Origin of the sequence: Hymenobacter radiodurans (genome assembly GCF_004355185.1) — a bacterium.
Classification (GTDB): Bacteria; Bacteroidota; Bacteroidia; order Cytophagales; family Hymenobacteraceae; genus Hymenobacter; species Hymenobacter radiodurans.
Genome location: NZ_CP037922.1, coordinates 867,580 through 886,868, shown reverse-complemented (window position 1 = coordinate 886,868; position 19,289 = coordinate 867,580). Strand labels below are relative to the sequence as shown.

At 55.0% G+C, this 19,289-nt stretch carries 13 protein-coding genes and 1 pseudogene; 10 read left to right on the top strand and 4 right to left on the bottom strand.

Annotated elements, in window-relative coordinates:
- Positions 1-124 precede the first annotated feature (124 nt).
- A complete protein-coding gene (locus EPD59_RS05000; protein ID WP_133271824.1) occupies positions 125-1,414 on the bottom strand; it encodes an aminopeptidase P N-terminal domain-containing protein in 1,290 nt (429 codons plus the stop codon).
- Between the two features lie 323 nt (positions 1,415-1,737).
- On the opposite strand from EPD59_RS05000, the gene EPD59_RS23495 reads away from it, so the two are divergent.
- The 8 genes and pseudogenes from EPD59_RS23495 (at position 1,738) to EPD59_RS04965 (ending at position 11,795) form a co-directional block, all read left to right on the top strand.
- Positions 1,738-2,298 (top strand): glycosyltransferase family 9 protein, encoded by a 561-nt coding sequence (locus EPD59_RS23495; protein ID WP_317128456.1) that lies wholly within the window; start codon positions 1,738-1,740, stop codon positions 2,296-2,298.
- Positions 2,283-2,821, top strand: a pseudogene (locus EPD59_RS23485) (glycosyltransferase family 9 protein). Before EPD59_RS23495 ends, EPD59_RS23485 begins: the two are co-directional and overlap by 16 nt.
- 178 nt (positions 2,822-2,999) lie before the next feature.
- Complete coding sequence (locus EPD59_RS04990) at positions 3,000-4,232, top strand: M16 family metallopeptidase (protein ID WP_133271823.1); 1,233 nt, start codon at positions 3,000-3,002, stop codon at positions 4,230-4,232.
- A 9-nt stretch (positions 4,233-4,241) separates the two neighbouring features.
- On the top strand, positions 4,242-4,730 hold the full coding sequence (locus tag EPD59_RS04985; RefSeq protein ID WP_133271822.1) for a YDG/SRA domain-containing protein: 489 nt from the start codon (positions 4,242-4,244) through the stop codon (positions 4,728-4,730).
- 46 nt (positions 4,731-4,776) lie between these two features.
- Complete coding sequence (locus tag EPD59_RS04980) at positions 4,777-5,583, top strand: DUF4184 family protein (RefSeq protein WP_133271821.1); 807 nt, start codon at positions 4,777-4,779, stop codon at positions 5,581-5,583.
- Entirely contained in the window at positions 5,580-6,224 is a 645-nt protein-coding gene (locus tag EPD59_RS04975) for an O-methyltransferase (protein WP_133271820.1), read from the top strand. Before EPD59_RS04980 ends, EPD59_RS04975 begins: the two co-directional genes overlap by 4 nt.
- 228 nt (positions 6,225-6,452) lie before the next feature.
- On the top strand, positions 6,453-9,329 hold the full coding sequence (locus EPD59_RS04970; RefSeq protein ID WP_133271819.1) for a TonB-dependent receptor: 2,877 nt from the start codon (positions 6,453-6,455) through the stop codon (positions 9,327-9,329).
- 183 nt (positions 9,330-9,512) lie between these two features.
- Complete coding sequence (locus EPD59_RS04965) at positions 9,513-11,795, top strand: lytic transglycosylase domain-containing protein (RefSeq protein WP_133271818.1); 2,283 nt, start codon at positions 9,513-9,515, stop codon at positions 11,793-11,795.
- Positions 11,796-11,873: 78 nt separating this feature from the next.
- Here the strand turns inward: EPD59_RS04965 and EPD59_RS04960 are convergent, their stop codons facing one another.
- Positions 11,874-12,941: a fatty acid desaturase family protein gene (locus EPD59_RS04960; protein WP_133271817.1), complete on the bottom strand. Its 1,068-nt coding sequence runs from the start codon at positions 12,939-12,941 to the stop codon at positions 11,874-11,876.
- A gap of 249 nt (positions 12,942-13,190) precedes the next feature.
- Between EPD59_RS04960 and dnaE the strand changes: the two genes are divergently transcribed.
- On the top strand, positions 13,191-16,871 hold the full coding sequence (gene dnaE, locus EPD59_RS04955) for a DNA polymerase III subunit alpha (RefSeq protein WP_133271816.1): 3,681 nt from the start codon (positions 13,191-13,193) through the stop codon (positions 16,869-16,871).
- Positions 16,872-17,123: 252 nt separating this feature from the next.
- Complete coding sequence (trxA, locus tag EPD59_RS04950) at positions 17,124-17,456, top strand: thioredoxin (RefSeq protein WP_084446370.1); 333 nt, start codon at positions 17,124-17,126, stop codon at positions 17,454-17,456.
- 70 nt (positions 17,457-17,526) lie between these two features.
- Here trxA and EPD59_RS04945 read toward each other — a convergent pair whose 3' ends face one another.
- Positions 17,527-18,489, bottom strand: a complete 963-nt coding sequence (locus EPD59_RS04945) for an energy transducer TonB (protein ID WP_133271815.1) — start codon at positions 18,487-18,489, stop codon at positions 17,527-17,529.
- Positions 18,490-18,615: 126 nt separating this feature from the next.
- On the bottom strand, positions 18,616-19,080 hold the full coding sequence (locus EPD59_RS04940; RefSeq protein WP_133271814.1) for an Lrp/AsnC ligand binding domain-containing protein: 465 nt from the start codon (positions 19,078-19,080) through the stop codon (positions 18,616-18,618).
- Positions 19,081-19,289 lie beyond the last annotated feature (209 nt).

The window sequence follows — 19,289 nt, the reverse complement described above, 5'->3', positions numbered from 1 at the left end:
TTTATCTTTTTTAATTTTCAAAAAAACTGATTTTACCTGTTGAAACAGCACCAAAAAAGGGGCGCTCCTAGGTGGAGCGCCCCTTTTTTGATGCTGTTGAGCCGCAATGCAGCCAACTAAGTTCTTACTTGCGCATGAGGCGCTCGATGTCGGCGATTTCCAGCGGAATGGATGCCATTAAGTCCTCGGGCTGGCTGCGGGTAATAAGAATATCATTCTCCAGCCGGATGCCCAGGCCTTCCTCCCGAATGTAGATGCCTGGCTCGCAGGTGTACACCATGCCCGGCTCAAACGTGCGGTATTTGCCCCCCACGTCATGTACATCAAGCCCCAAGTAATGCGAGGTGCCGTGCATGAAGTATTTTTTATAGAGCGGCGCGGCTGGGTCTTGATTCCGAACATCAGCCTCGTTGAGCAAGTCCAGCTTAATTAGCTCTTGCTCCATGTGCCGGCCCACGGCGGCGTGGTAGTCCTCTATATTATTGCCGGCCACCAGGTGCGAGGTGGCAAACTTCATGACGGATAGCACGGCTTCGTACACATCACGCTGACGCTTGGTGAACGTTCCATTCACGGGAATGCTGCGCGAAAGGTCGGCGGCGTAGTTACCATATTCGGCCCCAAAGTCGAGCAGTAGCACGTCGCCATCCTGGCACTGACGGTCGTTGCTCACGTAGTGCAGAATGCAGGCGCTGGCACCCGAGGCGATGATGCTACCGTAAGCCGGCCCGCGCGAGCGGTTGCGCACAAACTCGTGCAGGATCTCGGCCTCGATCTCGTATTCCCACACGCCGGGCTTCACAAAGCCCAGCAAACGGCGAAACGCCTTCTCTGTAATATTGGCCGCCTCGCGCATCAGCCGGATTTCCTCCTGGCTCTTGATGGCCCGCAAATGGTGCAACAGCGGCGCCGCGCGGCGGTACTGATGGAGCGGATATTTCGCTTTTATCTCCTTAATAAAGCGCGCATCGCGGGTTTCAACTTCGACCACCGCCCGAATATGCTCATTGGTATTGAGGTACACATTTTCCGCCTCATTCATAAGGGCGTGCAGCACCTGCTGGAAGCTGTCGAGCCACAGAATGGTCTGAACACCGGAGTTGGCGCGGGCCTCGTCCTTTGTGAGCTTATAGCCTTCCCAAATGAGAATATGCTCGCTGGTTTCCTTTAAAAACAGGATTTCGCGGTGTTGGGGCAGCTTGGCATCCGGAAACAGAAGCAGGATACTCTCTTCCTGATCGACGCCAGAGAGGTAGAATAGGTCATTATTCTGTCGAAACGCCATCGTGCCGTCCGCATTGGTAGGCATAGTGTCGTTGGCGTGAAAAATGGCCAACGACGCCGGAAGCAGCTGCTGCACAAAATTGCGGCGGTTTTCAATAAAAAGCTGGGGATCAAGGGGACCGTAACGCATAGGACGGGCAAGGTTTGGGAGGAAGATAGTAGGCGCCGGGGCGCGGTTGCAAGTTAGGAGAATGAGCCCAAGGCCGCATACTTCCCCTTTTGTCATGTGAAGAAGATCGGGGGGCCGCCCCAAGTTTTCGGGGGCTTTTTGCGAAAAACACGCCTTATCCGATCCTTTTTTCTTCCGGCTTCACATGGGTTGGTGCATCAGGTCGGCGGTGGCACTCTTTCTCGGCCATGCACTGCACTTTAGGCAGGCTATTTGGTGTTATAGCCCTAAAATCACAAATATGGTCTTCGAGGGTCTGCCATAAGCTTGTATCCTATGGTAGCTTGGGTATTTTCGCCCCTCGCTATATTCGCTCCTTTCCGTTTCTAATGCCGCCCAAGTCGCACCCGCGCCGCGCCATTCTACTTATTCAAACCGCTTTTATTGGCGATGTTATTCTGGCCACGGCCTTGCTGGAACGCCTACGCCAAACGGAACCGAATACGCCCGTCGATTTTTTGGTCCGTAAAGGCAACGAGGCCCTGATAGAGCAGCACCCACATGTGCGCGATGTGCTGATCTGGGACAAGAAAAACCATAAATACCGCGACCTGTGGCGCTTGCTGCGCACCATCCGGGCTGGCGACTACGAGCGGGTTATCACGTTGCAGCGCTTTGCCTCCACGGGTCTTCTTACCGCTTTTTCGGGTGCACCCAAGCGCATCGGCTTCGACAAAAATCCGCTTTCGTTCGCTTTTACCCAAGTTACGCCCCACCTCATGGGCCAAGGAATTCATGAGGTAACGCGCAACCTCCATCTGCTCTACCCCGAGTCGGAAGCCCCGCTTACCCCTCCCCGCCTTTTCCCCACCCCGCCGATGAGGCTATCGTGGCTTCCTATGTGAGTCGTGGGCCTTATATCTGCATTGCGCCCACGTCGGTGTGGTTTACGAAGCAGTTTCCGGAGGAGCAATGGCTAAAACTGCTTCGCGCATTACCTCCTCATTATAGTGTGTACCTGTTGGGTGCGCCCCCGACAGCGCCGTGTGTGAGCGCCTGCGCCAGGAAAGCGGCCGGGCGGGCGTCGTGAACCTGGCGGGTCAGCTTCCCTTGCTGGCGTCGGCGGCGCTGATGCGCGGAGCCGTCCTTAATTACGTGAACGACTCGGCACCTATGCACTTGTGCTCCGCGATGGGCGCACCTACATGTGCCGTCTTCTGCTCTACAGTGCCGTTTTTTGGCTTCGGCCCCCTGAGCCCATTTTCGCGGGTGGTGCAGATCGAGGAACAGTTGGATTGTCAGCCCTGCGGCTTGCATGGCTACAAAAAATGCCCCCTAGGCCATTTCTACTGCGCCCGCGGCATTCAAACCCAGCAGCTCATTGAGGCACTGACCGAGGCCGAGGCGTGGGCTGCGGCGCAGCACTAAGGCAAACGAACTTCGTTGCGGGGGGCTTTTTTGTACCTTTGCGCTCCTTCTCACCATCCAGAAAATAGAAGGAAACCAGTCGAGCCCATAGCTGGTTATTACTAGTTGGGGGGCAAAATTGTGGCTACGTTTAGCCATGTTGCCCTCCGCAGTTTTCAAGACTCCAAGCCCGTATTAAATGGCCGATTACGATTTGCACGAGTTGCCCAATGGCATCCGCGTGCTGCACAAACAAGTACTGCACACCAAAATCGCGCATTGCGGCTTCCTGCTCGACATTGGCTCGCGCGATGAGGATTTGCACCAATTAGGCCTGGCTCACTTTTGGGAGCACATGGCCTTCAAAGGCACCGAAAAGCGTCGCTCCTTCCATATTCTCAACCGCCTCGAAACCGTGGGGGGCGAATTGAACGCGTACACCACGAAAGAGAAAATCTGCTTTTACGCCTCGCTGCTCAGCACGCACTTCGAGCGCGCCTTCGAGCTGCTCACCGATCTTACCTTTCACTCCGTGTTCCCGGAGCGCGAGATTGAGAAGGAGCGCGGCGTGATTCTGGAGGAAATGGCCATGTACCACGACGCTCCCGAGGACGCCATCATCGACGACTTCGACGCCGTTATTTTTGGCAATCATGCCTTGGGCCACAACATTCTGGGTACTCGCCAGAGCGTTTCGGGTTTTCAGCAGCAGGATTTTCGCCAGTTCCTGAGCGATAATATCCGCACCGACCGGCTTGTGTTTAGCTCGGTGAGCAATCTGCCGTTTACGGAAGTGAAGCGCTTGGCCGAGAAATACCTGGCGCCGCTGCCTGCCCGCTTGGGTCCCCGGCCGCGTACGCCCTTTTCTTCTTATCAGCGGGTAGAGCAATTGGAGCGCAAGCCTATCACGCAGGCGCATTGCCTGATTGGAGGCCCGGCGTATGCGATTGAAGATCCGCGCCGCATTCCGTTTTTCATGCTAACCAACATTCTCGGCGGACCTGGCATGAACTCTCGTCTGAATCTAGGGGTGCGCGAAAAATATGGTCTGGTGTACACCATCGACGCCACGTATTCGCCTTACACCGACACAGGGTTATTTGGCATTTACTTCGGCACGGAGAAAAAACAGGTGAAGCGTACTGTGGCGCTGGTGCAGAAAGAGTTGAAAACCCTACGCGAAAAGCCGCTAGGCTCCTTGCAATTGCATACTGCCAAAGAGCAGCTGATGGGCCAGCTGGCGATGTCGGAGGAAAGCAATAGCGGCCTGATGCAGCTCCTCGGCAAAAGCACCCTCGATATTGGCCGCGTAGAACCCCTCACCGAGATTTTCGACCGTATTCGCGCCATCACCGCCACCGAGCTGAGTGAACTGGCCAACGACGTACTGCGTGAAGACAATCTGAGCGTGCTGCAGTACGTGCCCGAGTAACGCACTAGGATGGCCAAGCAGCCTGCCACGTTTGGAGCCGTTGCCGGTTTTCAGGAAGGCTACGAGTTCCTGAATCGGCTGGAGTTGAGCGCCTCCGGCGTGCACCGCCCCACCCGTGCTGGTATCGGAGCGCGGAGCGGCTTAGGCGCCGAATCCATTGTATTAGCCGAAGGCTATGAGGATGACGTGGACTTGGGCCACGTCATCCTCTACACGGGCCAGGGTGGGCGCAGTAGCTCGTCAGGCCAACAAGTAGCCGATCAAACCCTGACCGGCGCCAACTTAGAGCTAGCGCGCAACTGTACTACCGGTCTGCCCGTGCGTGTGGTGCGCCGTATACAGCAGGCCGGGGGGCTTTTTTTCTATCGGTATGATGGCCTGTACCGCATCACGGCGTATTGGCAGGAAACGGGCAAATCGGGTTTCAGCATCTGGCGCTTTAAGCTAGAAAGAATGCCATTAACCCAAGGCGCCCCCAACTCAGCCGCGGATATTTAAGTACGCTATATGCTTGTGCTTTCTTTTCGTTACTAATTGCTTCAGAATGCCCTTTACTCTTTCGCATCCGGCGCTTGTATTGCCTTTGTTAGCCAAAACCCGCCGCTGGTTGTCCGTTACGGGGTTAGTGCTAGGCAGCATGGCTCCCGACTTCGAGTATTTCCTACGCTTAAGACCTTATGGTTCCTACGGCCACACGTGGGTCGGCATATTCTGGTTCGATTTGCCACTGGGCTTACTAGTTGCTGGCTTGTTTCATTTGGTGGTGAAGCGTCCGCTGGTTCGCAGCCTGCCTTCGTTCTTGCGGGCACGACTAGGGCAGCTATCTGAGCAGCCCTGGCCCCTCCGAAACCTGTGGAGCAAGCGGCTTATCCTGGGCGTACTGATTGGTAGCCTGTCGCACATCTTCTGGGATGCCTTTACGCACAACAATAGCCCTGTTACAGTAGGCATCGATTTCCTGAACCTGCGCGTAGGACCACTCACGCTTTATCGATGGCTGCAATACGTTTCCTCCGTAATTGGCCTGGTGGCTATTGCCTGGTTTGTTTGGAAACTCCCCGCCAAGCCACGCTTGGTAAAAGCCACCAGCAAAATCCAGCGCCTCTTCTGGACACTTACTGGGGTGCTGATGGCTATTTTTTGGCTTGCCTTTATGCTTATCCATGAAACGTATGAGCGCGCCGTGATTACCTACTTAATCGTGACGGGCATCAGCGCCATCAGCTTAGCCTTGCTAATTACCTCAACGTTGATGCGTCGCTATTTTGAGCCCTCGAAGGAAGCCCGCGCTGCTCGCGACCTCAAGCGAGATATTGCCCACGAAATCACCCAAAAGCAGCTCCAACTGTGACCCCCGACGACGAACGCCACCAGTACGCCGAAGCCCACACCACGCCCGAATCCGAACTCTTGCGCCGCCTCAACCGCGAAACGCACGTGCAGGTATTGGCCCCTCGCATGCTATCGGGCCACTTGCAGGGCCGGCTGCTAAGCATGATCAGCCACATGGTTCGGCCCCGGCGCATCCTCGAAATTGGCACGTTCACGGGCTATTCGGCGCTTTGTCTGGCCGAAGGCTTAGCGCCCGAAGGTGAATTGCACACCATTGAGTTCAACCCGGAGCTTGAAACTCGCATTCGCCGGTACGTAGCCGCCGCCAACCTTACCAATCGGGTTCACCTACACATCGGCGATGCCCGCATCGTGCTGCCTACGCTCACTGAAACCTGGGATTTGGTGTTCATCGACGCCGACAAAATCAATAATGATGTGTATTTCGAGCTGATTATTGACCAGGTACGGCCGGGGGGCTTTTTGCTGATCGACAACGTGCTGTGGGGCGACAAAGTCCTGCCCTCTTACTCCGTAAAGCCCGCTGATAAGGATACGCACGCGGTACGGGCCTTCAACGACAAAGTGCAAACCGACACACGAGTAGAAAATGTGTTCTTGCCCCTCCGCGACGGCCTGCTGCTCTTGCGCAAACTATAACATCAACGGTAAGCTTCATCGGTTAACTAAGTGTTGAGGTCAGCGGATTTTTTTAATCCGTTTCAATCCTTATAAAAAAGCCCCCAGATAGCATATGGGGGGCTTTTTGTTGAAGAAGCTAGTAGTTACGCCTCTACTATATGAGCAAAATGAAGGTCTTTTTAATTTCTGATTAAACCTTCGTCCTCCTGGGACGTCTACGCCCGCATTACCCCTGATCTACCGATTATGAGAAAGGCGCTACGCCTGCTGCTCAGCTTCTGGCTGACTTTTACGGCAACCACTGTTTTCGCCCAAAATCAAACCGTGAGTGGCCGTGTGCTAGATGCCGCCGACCAATCGGCACTGCCGGGCGCCAACGTGCTGCTTATTCACCTGCCCGATTCGGCCAAGCAAGGCGTAGCCACCGATCCGGGGGGCAATTTTTCCTTTACAGAAGTGGTGCCGGGCCAGTACCTGCTCACAATTTCCTTCGTCAGCTACCAAACCCAGCGCCGACCTTTCACCGTCGCCGGCGCACCGGTAGTGCTGGGAAATATTTTGCTGGGTTCCAGCCAAATTAAGCTGCGCGAAGTGGAAATAACTGGCCGCGCTGCTGCCGCTGTGCAGAAGGGCGATACGGCCGAGTTCAATGCCCGCGCTTTCAAAACCAACCCCGATGCCAACGCCCAGGATCTAGTGACCAAAATGCCGGGCGTAACCGTGCAGGATGGGCGCGTGCAGGCCCAGGGCGAGAATGTGCAGCGGATATTGGTCGATGGAAAGCCCTTCTTCGGCGACGACCCCGACGCAGTACTGAAGAACATTCCGGCCGAGATGATTGATAAAATTCAGGTGCTGGACCGACAAAGCGAGCAGTCGCAGTTTTCGGGCTTCAACGACGGCAACACCGAGAAAACCATCAACATCGTGACCAAGCCGGAATTCAAGACTGGGCAGTTTGGGCGCTTTGTGGCTGGTGCCGGGCCGGAGCGCTACCGCGTGAGTGGCAACTACAACTCGTTTGAGGGCGACCGGCGCTTGTCTGTAGTGGCCCAATCGAACAACATCAACGAGCAGAACTTTGCCACCGACGACTTACTAGGCGTAGCCAGCAGCTCCGGTGGCGGTGGCAACCGGAGTGGCGGTGGACGGCCTGGCGGCGGGGGCGGCGGACGCCCAGGAGGAGGAGGTGGCCCCGGTGGTGGCGGGAACAACACCGGCGACTTTCTGGTGAGCCCCAGCGGCGGCATCTCCACCACGCACGCCATTGGCCTCAACTACTCCGATGTGTGGAACAAGAAAACGCAGGTAACAGGCAGCTACTTCTTCAATCTATCGGAGAATCGGGCCAACACCAACCTGTTTCGCCAGTTTGCCCTCTCCGACGGAGCCGCTAACCAAACATATTCGGAAAACTCGCTGGCATCCAGCCGCAACATCAACCACCGTTTTAATCTGCGCCTGGAGCACCGAATAGACTCGGCGAATTCGATCCTTTTCCGCCCGCGCCTGTCTATTCAGCAGAATAAAGGCACCGGCAACCTCGATGGCTTCACAGCCGCCGACGGCGAAAGCAGCAGCAACGTGCTGAGCGACTACCGTTCTGCCCTCACGGGCATCAACTCTAGCAATGATCTGCTCTATCGTCACCGCTTCGGCAAGCCGGGGCGCACGATGTCGGTTAATGCGACGCTCAACTACAATCAGCGGGAGGGCGACAACAACCTGCTCACCCTCTCCGAAACCGATTCGCTGAACCAGTTTTCGACTCTGGAGCAAAGTGGCTGGAACTTGGGCACCCGCCTAGAGTACACCGAGCCACTGACCAAGCAGGATCTGCTGCAATTCAACTACACGCTGGCTTACACGCCTAATGACTCAGACAAGCGCACCTTCGATTTTGTGGACGACGTTGGTGAGTACGCCGAGCTGAACCCGGCGCTGAGCAATGTATTTACCAACACTTACCTCACGCAGGGCGTAGGCGTCAGCTTCCGCCACCAAACGAAAGACTTACAGGTCATGGTGGGGGCCACGGGCCAGAAAGCCGACTTGCGCAGCGACCAGGAATTTCCGCTGACTACCAGCCTAAACCGCTCTTTTTATAATTTCCTGCCCAACGCGATGCTGCGCTACAACTTCTCGCGGGAGAAGAATCTGCGCTTTAACTACCGCTCCAACACGCCTCCGCCATCCATTGGGCAACTGCAGGAAGTGGTAAACAACGCCAATCCTTTGCAGCTCACCACCGGCAACCCCGCGCTGGAGCAGCAAACCCAGCACTCGGCCACCATCCGCTACTCAGCTGCGAAGCCCGAGAAGTCGACTACTTTCTTTGCGTTGCTGCTCGGCAATTTTACGGATAACTATATCACCAACAGCACTTTCATTGCCACCGAAGACACAGAACTACAGCTAAACGGCGGCGTGGTACGCCTGCCCGCTGGGGGGCAATTAACGCGGCCTATCAACTTGGGGCAGCAATACAACTTTCGGGGCGTGCTGAGCTACGGGCTGCCGGTGGGCTTTATCAAGTCGAACCTGAACCTGAACGCTACGGCTGGCTACAGCCGCACGCCCGGCCTGATCAACGACGTTATTAACTATTCTCAGACGCCTACCCTGGGCTTGGGCGCGGTAATAAGCAGCAACATTAGCGAGCGGCTGGACTTTACGGTTTCGTCTAACTCCAACTTCAGCCGAGCCCGCAACACGGCCCGTACGCAGCTCAACACCAACTACTTCACGCAGAACAGTCAGCTCCGCTTCAACTGGATTGTGGGCAACGGCTTCACCCTGCAAACCGACGTTACGCACCGCTACAATGGCGGCCTGGCAGCGGGCTTCAACCAGCAGTACGCCCTTTGGAATGCCAGCATCGGCAAAAAGATATTCGAAAAGCAGCGCGGCGAGATTCGTCTTTACGCCTTCGATTTGCTGGGCCAAAATCGCAGCATTCAGCGCAACGTCACGGAAGCCTACATCGAGGACACCCGCACGGATATTTTGCAACGCTACTTCATGATTATGTTCACCTACAACCTGCGTAACGGCAGCGCCATGAGCAACACGGGCGGTGCGGGTGAGCGGATGGAGCGCCGCGGCGACGGCATACCGCGCTAGTCAGTCTTGGCTCTAAGAAAAAGCCCCCAGCCGGCATTAGCTACTGGGGGCTTTTTGGTGCCTTCCAGCCTACTTCTACAGGGTCGCTCAGGGAAGCCAACGACATATTTTCGCCGCAGATTTGCCTTCTTTGTAAGATAAACTGCGTAGCCGAGCGTTACTGATTGTGTTATTTAGTATCTGATGAAAAAAAGAATATCTCTGTTTCTGTTGTGGATGCTGCCCTTGCTGGTCAGTGCCCAGACCGTAACGGTTCCTTCCGAGATTGCTTTTGGAGGCATGCGTCTGCGCCTGACAACTGGTGGCCGGCAGGCAGTACAGCAAAAAGTGGATGCCTTACGCCGCTATCAGCCCTCCTTTCAGGCCCGCGTTGACCTGGCCGACGCCTACTTTCCGCTGATTGACCGCACCTTTCAGGCCGAGGGCATTCCGCTGGATTTTCGCTACTTGGCGTTGCAGGAAAGCGGATTGAAAGGCGAAGCCCAATCTATTCATGATGCCGTTGGGTATTGGCAGTTCAAACGCGAGTCGGCGACGGAGCTAGGCGTGCAAGTAGATGGAACCGTGGACGAGCGCAAGCACATTGTGGCTTCCTCCCGCGGCGCGGCCGCTTATTTAAAGCGCAATAATGCCACGTATCGCAACTGGGTAAACACACTGCTAAGCTACAACCTGGGGCTGACCGGCACCAAGCCCTACACCTTGCCAACCGATGTGGACGCGACGGAAATGGAGATTTCCGAAAAGACCCACCCGTACATTCTTACCTTCTTAGCGCACAAAATAGCCTACGAACCCGCCGTGGGGCAGAACCCCAAGCCGCCTATGGTGCTGCAGGAGTTTCCGGTGCAGCCCGGCCAGCAGCTCGCCTCTATAGCTCAAACTCTCCAAACCGATGCCGACGAGCTGGCTCGCCATAACCATTGGCTTTCCTGGGGCAGCGCCGTACCAGCCGGCAAAGCCTATACGGTGCTGGTGCCTATCACCGATAAGTTGCAGCGCACCGCCCTACTCGCCAATCAGCGCTCTGCCACCGCCGGCCAGTTGCTAACTCAGCCCGAAATAGACCCCGAAAACGCTGATTTCGTGCGCATAAACGGCCTGCGCGCCATTGTGGCCTTGCCCGGCGACACGAAGGAAAGCTTGGCGCAACGGGCCAATTTGAAGGTGCGGCGCTTCATGCAATACAATGATTTGTATGCGTTTGACAACGTGGTAGTAGGCCAACCCTATTTCGTGCAGAAGAAGCGGGATAAGTCATCGGTGCAGTACCACGTAGCGCAGCCCGGTGAAACCGTGACGACAGTGGGGCAGAAATACGGGATGCGTACAAAAGCTATTTTAGCTAAAAACCGCATGCGCCGCACCGAAGAGTTGCGGCCCGGCCGGATGCTGTGGCTTCAGTTTAAGCGGCCGCGCGAAGTGGCCGTGGAGTATGTAGATAGCCAGGACAAGCGCGCATTAGCCGCTTTCGAGCGCCCAGCAACTAGCTCAGCTACAGCTTCCACAACGACGCCACAGCCGGCGCCGGCCAGCCCACGGCGCATCCTTACACCTAAAATGAAGGCACCGGTGGAATCTACTCCAACCGAACCCGTCGAGCAGGCGTCGATTGTAGAGCAGCCCCAGGTAGATAGTATAGTGGTTGCGGCTGATACCCCGGCCCCTACCGCAACTCCAGTGACGACGGAAGCAGCAGATTTGCCCCCCACGACTGCCACGCCGGATACGAGCCGAGTAAAACCTCAGCCAACCACACCTGTAAAAGTCGCGGCTACGGATACAGTTCAGACGTCCAGCCAGAATTTGCCCCCCAGCCAAGTACAAGACACCACCCGCACGTCCACGGCTGACACGGCTACCACTCCTGAGCCTGTGGTAAAAAACCCTAGCCAGGTAGTGCTCCGCGATTTGCCTGCGTCTTCTAAACCAGCACCGACTAAATCAGCTCCCGCCAAACCGGCTCCAGCCGCCACTACCCCTTCACCCCGTCCGGCCCCAGCAAGCCCAGTCGTTGCCGAGGCTACTGAGGTGTTGGATGTGCCCCGTAGCGGACAGCATATCGTGCAAAAAAGCGAGTCGCTGTATAGCATAGCTAGGCGCTATGGTTTGCGCCCCGCTGACTTAGCAACGTGGAATAATTTGCCCCCCACCGCGGCCCTCAACCTAGGCCAAGTTCTACGCGTGGTGCCCACAGCCGCTGCACCCGCACCACAGCCAGCTACGCCAGCTGCACCCAGCCCAGCGGCACCTCGACCAACGACGACCCCAGCCAAGCCAGCAACAACAGTCAAGCCGGCACCAGCTACCGCGGGCCTCATACGCCACACCGTCGCCGCTGGCGAATCGATGTACGCCATTTCCCGCAAGTATGGCGTCACGATTAAGCAAATTATGGAGTGGAATGGCAAGCCTGATTTCAACGTGCGACCGGGCGAGGTCCTGACAATTCGTGCCGCGAAATAGGTCGTTGCAGATCTTACCCCAACAAAAAAGGACGGCTCCGCGCCGTCCTTTTTTGTTGGGGTAAAATTTACTTTCTACTTAGCTATAGGCCAACGTTGCTTCTTCGGAAAAGCGAACGGTCCGTGATTTTAACATTTCAATAATCTCTTCGTCGTTCTTATATCGGTCGCCAACGTTCACAAAGTGTTTGGCCATCAAATCATAGCGCTTGGTCATGAGCCAGGCGAAGAGGTGGAGCCAATGAATGCCTTCAAATACGATGGCATCGTTCTGCACGTATTTGGGCAGCGTTTTCAGGAAATGGTTGGGGTGTTCTGTCCAGTGCAGGGCGGGGCGTACGTGGTGGCTGGTGTGGTAGCCGTCGTTCCAGCACTTATGGTTGTACTTGGTGTTCAGGCACGTTACGCTGTTATGGTAGGCATTAGCCGGATCAATGGGGTTCACGAAGGCGTGCTGTGTCCAGTTGCCGAGCATCATCACCACGCGCGAGATGATGAAGGGCAGAATAAACACCGCAAACGTCGCCGGGAAGTTCACAAAGCTCAAGCCGATGCACCACGCGAAAAAAGCTACCTCACCCCGAATCGATTTGAAGTAAAACTTCTTCTTCTTTTTGCGGTCGAAGTAAGATAGCAGGCGGAAAATGCCAACGGTAACGAAGTCGCCTAAATACTGTAGAAACCCAAAAAACGAGTCGCGCTGGTAGCTCATGGTGGAGCTAGTATCCTCGGGCATGTTGTTCTCAGCGTGGTGCATACCCATGTGGTGGGTATAATACGTCTCTGGCGTTTGACCGAAGAAAGGCCCAATCACCCACGGAATGCACATATTCAGCCAGTCATGCTGCTTTTTGAACAATGGCCGATGACATACGCAGTGTAGCATTAAGCCGAAAGGACCCTTAAAGGTGACGTTGTTCAAAAAATGATACAGCACCGCTGCCGACCACCAAATCCAGTTAGGTAGGCCCGGGATATACAGCAGAATGGCCAGCGGAATAAGCGTGAGCGCAATATTGAATAGCAGCCGCGCAAACGGCAAGTCACGCTCATCCTGGCAAACCTTTAACAACTGCGTTTCCAACCACGAGTAGGCAGCAGGCTTTTGATAAACCGGGTCGGTGAGGACGGCGGGAAGTGATTTCATATCTAAGATAGATTCTTGCGAATGTCCAACGCTAGTTTACGCGGAATTGCGCCTCTGGGTAGCACCTGAGTTGCCAGGCAAACCAACTCAACTACAATTAGGTTGCAAGCTACGTGCTTGCCGCCACTTGCACGACGATCTGGGGGGCATTTTATCTAGCTGGAAATCAGGCAACCGACGATTTTGGCTTCCAACTCCCACGGAGTCTGGGTATCTTTACTAGATTCTTGTCCGCTTAAAATACCTGCCATGCCTACGTTTTCCCACCTTCACTGCCACACCCAATACTCCCTGCTCGACGGCCAGGCCAGCATTGGCAAGCTCATGAAAAAGGCCCAGGAAGACGGCATGCCCGCCGTTGCCCTCACCGACCACGGCAACATGTTCGGCGCCTTTAACTTTGTAGCCGAAGCCAGCAAATACAACGTGAAGCCCATCGTCGGCTGCGAGTTTTACCTAGTAGAAGACCGCCACAAGAAGATTTTCAGCAAGGAAAGCAAAGACCAGCGCTTCCACCAACTGCTACTAGCCAAGGACCAAGCCGGCTACCAAAATCTGGCTAAGCTCTGCTCCATGAGCTATATCGACGGCCTGTATTCCAAGTGGCCGCGCATTGATAGAGAGCTGTTGCTACAGTACAGCGAAGGCCTGATTGCCACCAGCTGCTGCATTGGTGCCGAGGTCCCCCAGGCTATTCTGTGGAAAACCGAGACCGAAGCCGAAGCCATTTTCAAGTGGTGGCTCGATGTATTTGGCGACGACTATTACATCGAAATACAGCGCCACGGCATCCAGAACATCGACAACACGGGCAAAAGCCAGGAAGATATTAACCAAGTGTTACTACGTTGGGCGCTGAAGTACAACGTAAAAGTCATTTGCACCAATGACTCGCACTACGTAGACCAAACCGACTTTGCCGCCCACGACCTGCTGCTTTGCGTGAATACCGGCGACGAGCATAGCATCCCCGTCGGCGACTTCCAGACTAACTATTTCACCTTGGTCAGCGGCGACAAAAAGGTCATCTACAACACGCTGGAGAACATCCGCAGCGAACACGGCCGCGATGATGCCGTGCGTCGGCAGCTCCAGCGTATCGACGAGGAAATGCAGATGCCGCGGCCCCGCTCCCGCTTCGGCTTTCCCAACGACCAGTTCTACTTTAAGACCCAGGCCGAGATGGCGGCGCTCTTCCACGATGTGCCCGAAGCCCTGGACAACACTAACGAAATTGTCGACAAAATCACGCCGCCCAAGCTCCAGCGTGACATTCTGCTGCCCAACTTTCCCATTCCGCCCGAGCACGCCAACGCCGACGCTTACCTGCGCCACCTCACGTTTCTGGGGGCCTTTTCGGGGCCGAAGGCGCGCTACTCCGAGCGCACGGCTGAGGTAGAAGAGCGTCTGAACTTTGAGCTGAATGTTATCAGCACGATGGGTTTTGCGGGCTACTTCCTTATTGTGCAGGACTTTATCAACAAAGGCCGAAGCATGGGCGTAGCCGTAGGTCCGGGCAGGGGTTCAGCGGCGGGCTCGGCGGTGGCATACTGCGTGGGTATCACTAACATTGACCCTATCAAGTACTCGCTACTCTTCGAGCGCTTCCTAAACCCGGAGCGGGTAAGCATGCCCGATATCGATATTGACTTTGACGACGTGAATCGCCAAAAGGTCATTGACTATGTGGTGGATAAATACGGCCGCAACCAGGTAGCTCAGATTATCACCTTCGGTACAATGGCCGCCAAATCGTCAATTAAGGACGTGGCGCGAGCCTTAGAACTACCATTGCCCCAGACCAATGAGCTGACCAAGATGGTGCCTGAGCAAGTGGGTACCACGCTGGCTAAGGCGTTTGCCGAAGTGCAGGAGCTGGACATGATTCGGCGTGACGACTCGCCAGGTAACTTGAAAGGCCAGATTTTACGCCTGGCTGAGCAGCTCGAAGGTTCCATGCGCAATACCGGTATCCACGCCGCCGGTATCATCATCGCCCCCGACGACATCACCAAGTACATTCCGGTATCCACGTCCAAGGAATCGGAGCTGCTCATTACCCAGTTCGACGGTAAGGTGATTGAGTCGGCGGGCATGCTCAAGATGGACTTTTTGGGGCTCAAGACCCTGACCATCATTGAGGACGCCATGCGTCTGATTGAGAAAAATCACGGCGTCAAGATTGACATCGATGACATTCCGCTCGACGACGAGAAGACCTACGCGCTCTATCAGCGTGGCGACACCATCGGCACCTTCCAGTTCGAGTCGGAAGGCATGCGCATGTACCTCAAAGACCTCAAGCCCACCAACATTGAGGATTTGATTGCCATGAACGCCTTGTACCGGCCGGGCCCGATGCAGTTTATCCCGAACTTCATCAACCGCAAGCACGGCCGCGAGGAGGTAGAGTACCCGCACGAACTATTGGAGCCCATCCTGAACTACTCGCAGGGCATCATGGTGTACCAGGAGCAGATTATGCAGGCCGCACAGATTCTGGGGGGCTATTCCCTCGGTGGTGCCGACTTGCTGCGCCGGGCCATGGGTAAGAAGGATCTGAAAAAGATGGCCCAGGAGCGCGAGAAGTTTGTGGAGGGCTGCAAAAAGCTGCACAACATTCCGGCGAAGAAAGCTTCCGAGGTCTTCGACGTGATGGAGAAGTTTGCGGCCTACGGCTTCAACCGCTCCCACTCCGCCGCCTACTCGGTGGTAGCCTACCAGACGGGCTACCTCAAGGCCAACTACCCCGCTGAGTATATGGCAGCGGTACTCACGAACAACATGGGCGACATCAAGAAGGTGACGTTCTTCATTGAGGAAGCTCGCAAGCAAGGCGTGCAAGTGCTGGGTCCTGACGTGAACGAGAGTATCATGAAGTTCAACGTTAACCAGGAGGGCAAAATCCGCTTTGGCCTAGCCGCTGTGAAGGGCGCCGGCGAAGCTGCCGTGGAAGAACTTGTGCAGGAGCGTGAGAAAAATGGTCCCTACAACGATGTATTCGACTTTGCGAAGCGCGTAAATCTGCGGGCTGTAAACAAGAAAACATTCGAGAGTCTGGCCCAGGCCGGCGCCTTTGATTCATTTGAGCGCTACCACCGCCGCCAGTTCATCGAAGCCCCTTCCGGCGATCAGAACCTGATTGAGAAGGCTATGCGCATGGGCCAGCAGCACCAAGCCGCCAAAGAATCAGCCCAACATAGCTTGTTTGGCGCTGGTGCCTTTGGATCTGTGGCTGCGCCGCTACCCAAAGTGGCGGATATGGAACCCTGGACCAATACTGAGCAGCTTCGTCGGGAAAAGGAAGTGGTTGGCTTCTACCTTTCCGGCCACCCGCTTGACAACTACAAGCTCGAAATCGACTCCTATTGTACCTGCTCTTTGGAGAAGCTCGACGCTTATAAGAACCGTGAAGTCAACGTAGCCGGACTGATTACCAACGTAGCTTTCCGCACCACCAAGAACGGCCAGTCCTTCGCCGCCTTTACGCTGGAAGACTATGATTCGTCTTTACAGCTAGCCCTGTTCCGCGACGAGTACACGCGTTTTGCGCCTATTATCAATCCCCGCAACTATGCCAACGATCAGGTGCCGCCCATGTTTGTGCGTGGCAAAATGACGCTGCGCTACGGCACTGAAGATCAATGGGAGTTAAAAATCATGAACATGCAACAGCTCAACGAGGTAACAGAGAAGATGGCTAACGGCGTCCGTGTTCGTTTAGATCTGCGCACGGTTACCGGCCCTATGATTGACCGCCTCGAAGAAGCCATTCACGCCTCTCCCGGCAAAAAGCGCCTCGAAATTCAGTTTGCCGAGCCGCATGAGCAACTGGCATTCGACATGTTCTCACGCCGCTTTCAGATCGAGCCGAAAGCGTTTATTGACAAGATGCGGGAGATGGAAATGGATGCTTGTCAGTTGATATAAGGTTAGAAAACTCATCAGACCGTCATGCAGAACGGAGTGAAGCATCTCGCTCGCTTCGTTGGATTAGTAACCCACCATCAGCACGCGAGATGCTTCGCTGCCGCTCTGCATGACCGCCTTATTTGATTTGATAACTAGCTATTTTTACAATCTGAACTTTCCGGCGTGCGGCTTGTTGAACTGCAATCTGCTACCTTGCGGCCCGTTTGCTCGTAAGCACTCAGATAACTACACCATTCAACCCCTACTATCATGGGACACAAAGCAATTGAGATCACCGATTCTAATTTTGAAGAAATAATCAACTCTGATAAGCCCGTGCTCGTGGATTTCTGGGCCGAGTGGTGCGGTCCGTGCCGCATGGTGGGTCCCGTAGTGGAAGAGTTGGCCGGCGAATACGAGGGCCGCGTTATTATAGGCAAGGTTGACGTTGATTCGAATCCGCAAACCTCCGCTAAGTTTGGCATTCGCAGCATTCCGACGCTGCTCGTGTTCAAAAACGGCCAGATCGTAGATAAGCAAGTAGGTGCCGTGCCGAAGCACGTGTTGGCCCAAAAGCTAGACGCTCAGGTAACTGTAGCTTAACGCGCCCCCTTTATTATATAAAAAGCCCCCAGACTTAGTTTGGGGGCTTTTTTATTCTTCTTACGCGTATTTAAAAGTTTGTATCGGGGTTGCTGGCACGCGCTTCACTAGGCGGTCCTTGGGGCGGCAGGGCGTTGCCGAATAAGGTAAAGTTAGGCGTGAAGTTGATGGCTAGCGTAAACGTCATGGCAGTGGGCAAATTGTACTCGCGGCCCGGTCGGAAGGCAGGCAGGTTGGTTATTACGCGCCGGGCTTCGTTGTCGAGTTCCGGCGACAGGCCACGTACTACGTGCACATCTCCCACCCGGCCATCTTCGCCCACAGTGTAATTCACGAATACCTGTCCGGTCAGATTGCGTCGACGAGCTTCTTTAGGATACACCGTAGCCTGGGCGATATGGCGCAGCAAGGCAGCCTCCCCACCCGGAAACTCTGGTGGCTGCCGCTTCTGAGAGGCGCCAGTTATGAGCGCTCCATCTGGCAGATAATAGGTCAGGCTAAGGGTACGGCCCGTGTATATACGTTCAATGGCGCTTAGTTGGCCGTTGTCGTGGTAGTAACGCCATTCGCCGTGCGGCTCCCCTTTTTCGTAGCTGCCTTCCGAGCGTTTATGCCCATTTCGGTGTACGCTCAGCCACGGCCCCACACGCTCGCCAAGTTCATACTCTCCCCGACTGCGTACGCGCCCATCTTCGTACCAGGCTACAAACAGCCCCTGGGCTTTGTTATCACGAAACTGTACTTCACTGGCTTTGGCGCCTGTAGGATAAAGCCACGTAAAGACGCCATTGCGAACTGGCGGCTCAATGGTGCTGAGCGTACCACGCAGCAGCAACGTACCCGCCAGCGAGTATTCGCGCACGCCAAATTCAGTATCACTTAGCAAGTCAACCACCCGGTAGTGGGTGGCGCTGTCGGGTACGGTTTCCTGGTCGCGGGCATTCAGGTAAACAGCCGGCAACGTTTGTGCCTGTGTGTGCACCGGCAGCCCTATCCAAGCGGTCAGAAACACAGCAATCTGGAGGGCTTTCATACGCACGGATCGCGGTGAAGTGACAAATAGAGTCGTTATCAATAGCTAAGTAGGGTCGTGGCGCAAGGATCAATCCAATTCAGCTCTTGTCTGTACCTAACAGCACCTTTAGGAGCAGCAGTGAGCTTAAAGGAGTTGGATAGAGCGATTCAAATTTTCCTCCAAAGAAATTAGCGTCTCAGTTCGCTCAATGCCTTCAATCAATTGAATTTGGTCGTGGAGCACATCGCGCAGGTGCTGCGTATCGCGGCATACAATGCGGGCAAAGAAGCCGTAGTTGCCGGTAGTGTAGTGAATGCTAATAACCTCTGGGATCTTGCTGAGCAGCTTCGCCACGCTATCCGACACGGAGCTTTTAGTAAGGTAAATCCCTAGAAAAGCGCTTACCCCATAGCCTAGCTTCTGATAATCAACGCGGAGCGTGGAGCCGAGCACAATACCTAGCTCCTCCATGCGGGCCATGCGCACGTGCACCGTGCCGCCGGACACATGCACTTTGCGGGCAATTTCAGTGTAGGGCATTTTCGCGTCAGCGATGAGTAGAGCGAGAATCTTGCGGTCTACATCGTCAAGTTCGTAATCACGGGCCATTTTTGCGGTCTTTCATTTATTAGATCGCAACAAATCTAGTCATTTATTAAAAATACTGTAAATTTTATTGATAAAGCTTACCATATTTTTACTTTTCGGAAGGTTCTACTACATTTGTCATAATCAAACACGAAAGGTGGTTGAGCATCTTGTAGGATGATGGAATTGGTAGACATGCCCTCCTCTCTCGGGGTAGAGATTCGGGAAAA

Excerpts from the sequence above, each read along its gene's own strand:
- EPD59_RS05000 (WP_133271824.1), bottom strand. The coding sequence starts at position 1,414 with ATGCGTTACGGTCCCCTTGATCCCCAGCTTTTTATTGAAAACCGCCGC.
- EPD59_RS04990 (WP_133271823.1), top strand. The coding sequence starts at position 3,000 with ATGGCCGATTACGATTTGCACGAGTTGCCCAATGGCATCCGCGTGCTG.
- EPD59_RS04985 (WP_133271822.1), top strand. The coding sequence starts at position 4,242 with ATGGCCAAGCAGCCTGCCACGTTTGGAGCCGTTGCCGGTTTTCAGGAA.
- EPD59_RS04980 (WP_133271821.1), top strand. The coding sequence starts at position 4,777 with ATGCCCTTTACTCTTTCGCATCCGGCGCTTGTATTGCCTTTGTTAGCC.
- EPD59_RS04970 (WP_133271819.1), top strand. The coding sequence starts at position 6,453 with ATGAGAAAGGCGCTACGCCTGCTGCTCAGCTTCTGGCTGACTTTTACG.
- EPD59_RS04965 (WP_133271818.1), top strand. The coding sequence starts at position 9,513 with ATGAAAAAAAGAATATCTCTGTTTCTGTTGTGGATGCTGCCCTTGCTG.
- EPD59_RS04960 (WP_133271817.1), bottom strand. The coding sequence starts at position 12,941 with ATGAAATCACTTCCCGCCGTCCTCACCGACCCGGTTTATCAAAAGCCT.
- dnaE (WP_133271816.1), top strand. The coding sequence starts at position 13,191 with ATGCCTACGTTTTCCCACCTTCACTGCCACACCCAATACTCCCTGCTC.
- trxA (WP_084446370.1), top strand. The coding sequence starts at position 17,124 with ATGGGACACAAAGCAATTGAGATCACCGATTCTAATTTTGAAGAAATA.
- EPD59_RS04945 (WP_133271815.1), bottom strand. The coding sequence starts at position 18,489 with ATGAAAGCCCTCCAGATTGCTGTGTTTCTGACCGCTTGGATAGGGCTG.
- EPD59_RS04940 (WP_133271814.1), bottom strand. The coding sequence starts at position 19,080 with ATGGCCCGTGATTACGAACTTGACGATGTAGACCGCAAGATTCTCGCT.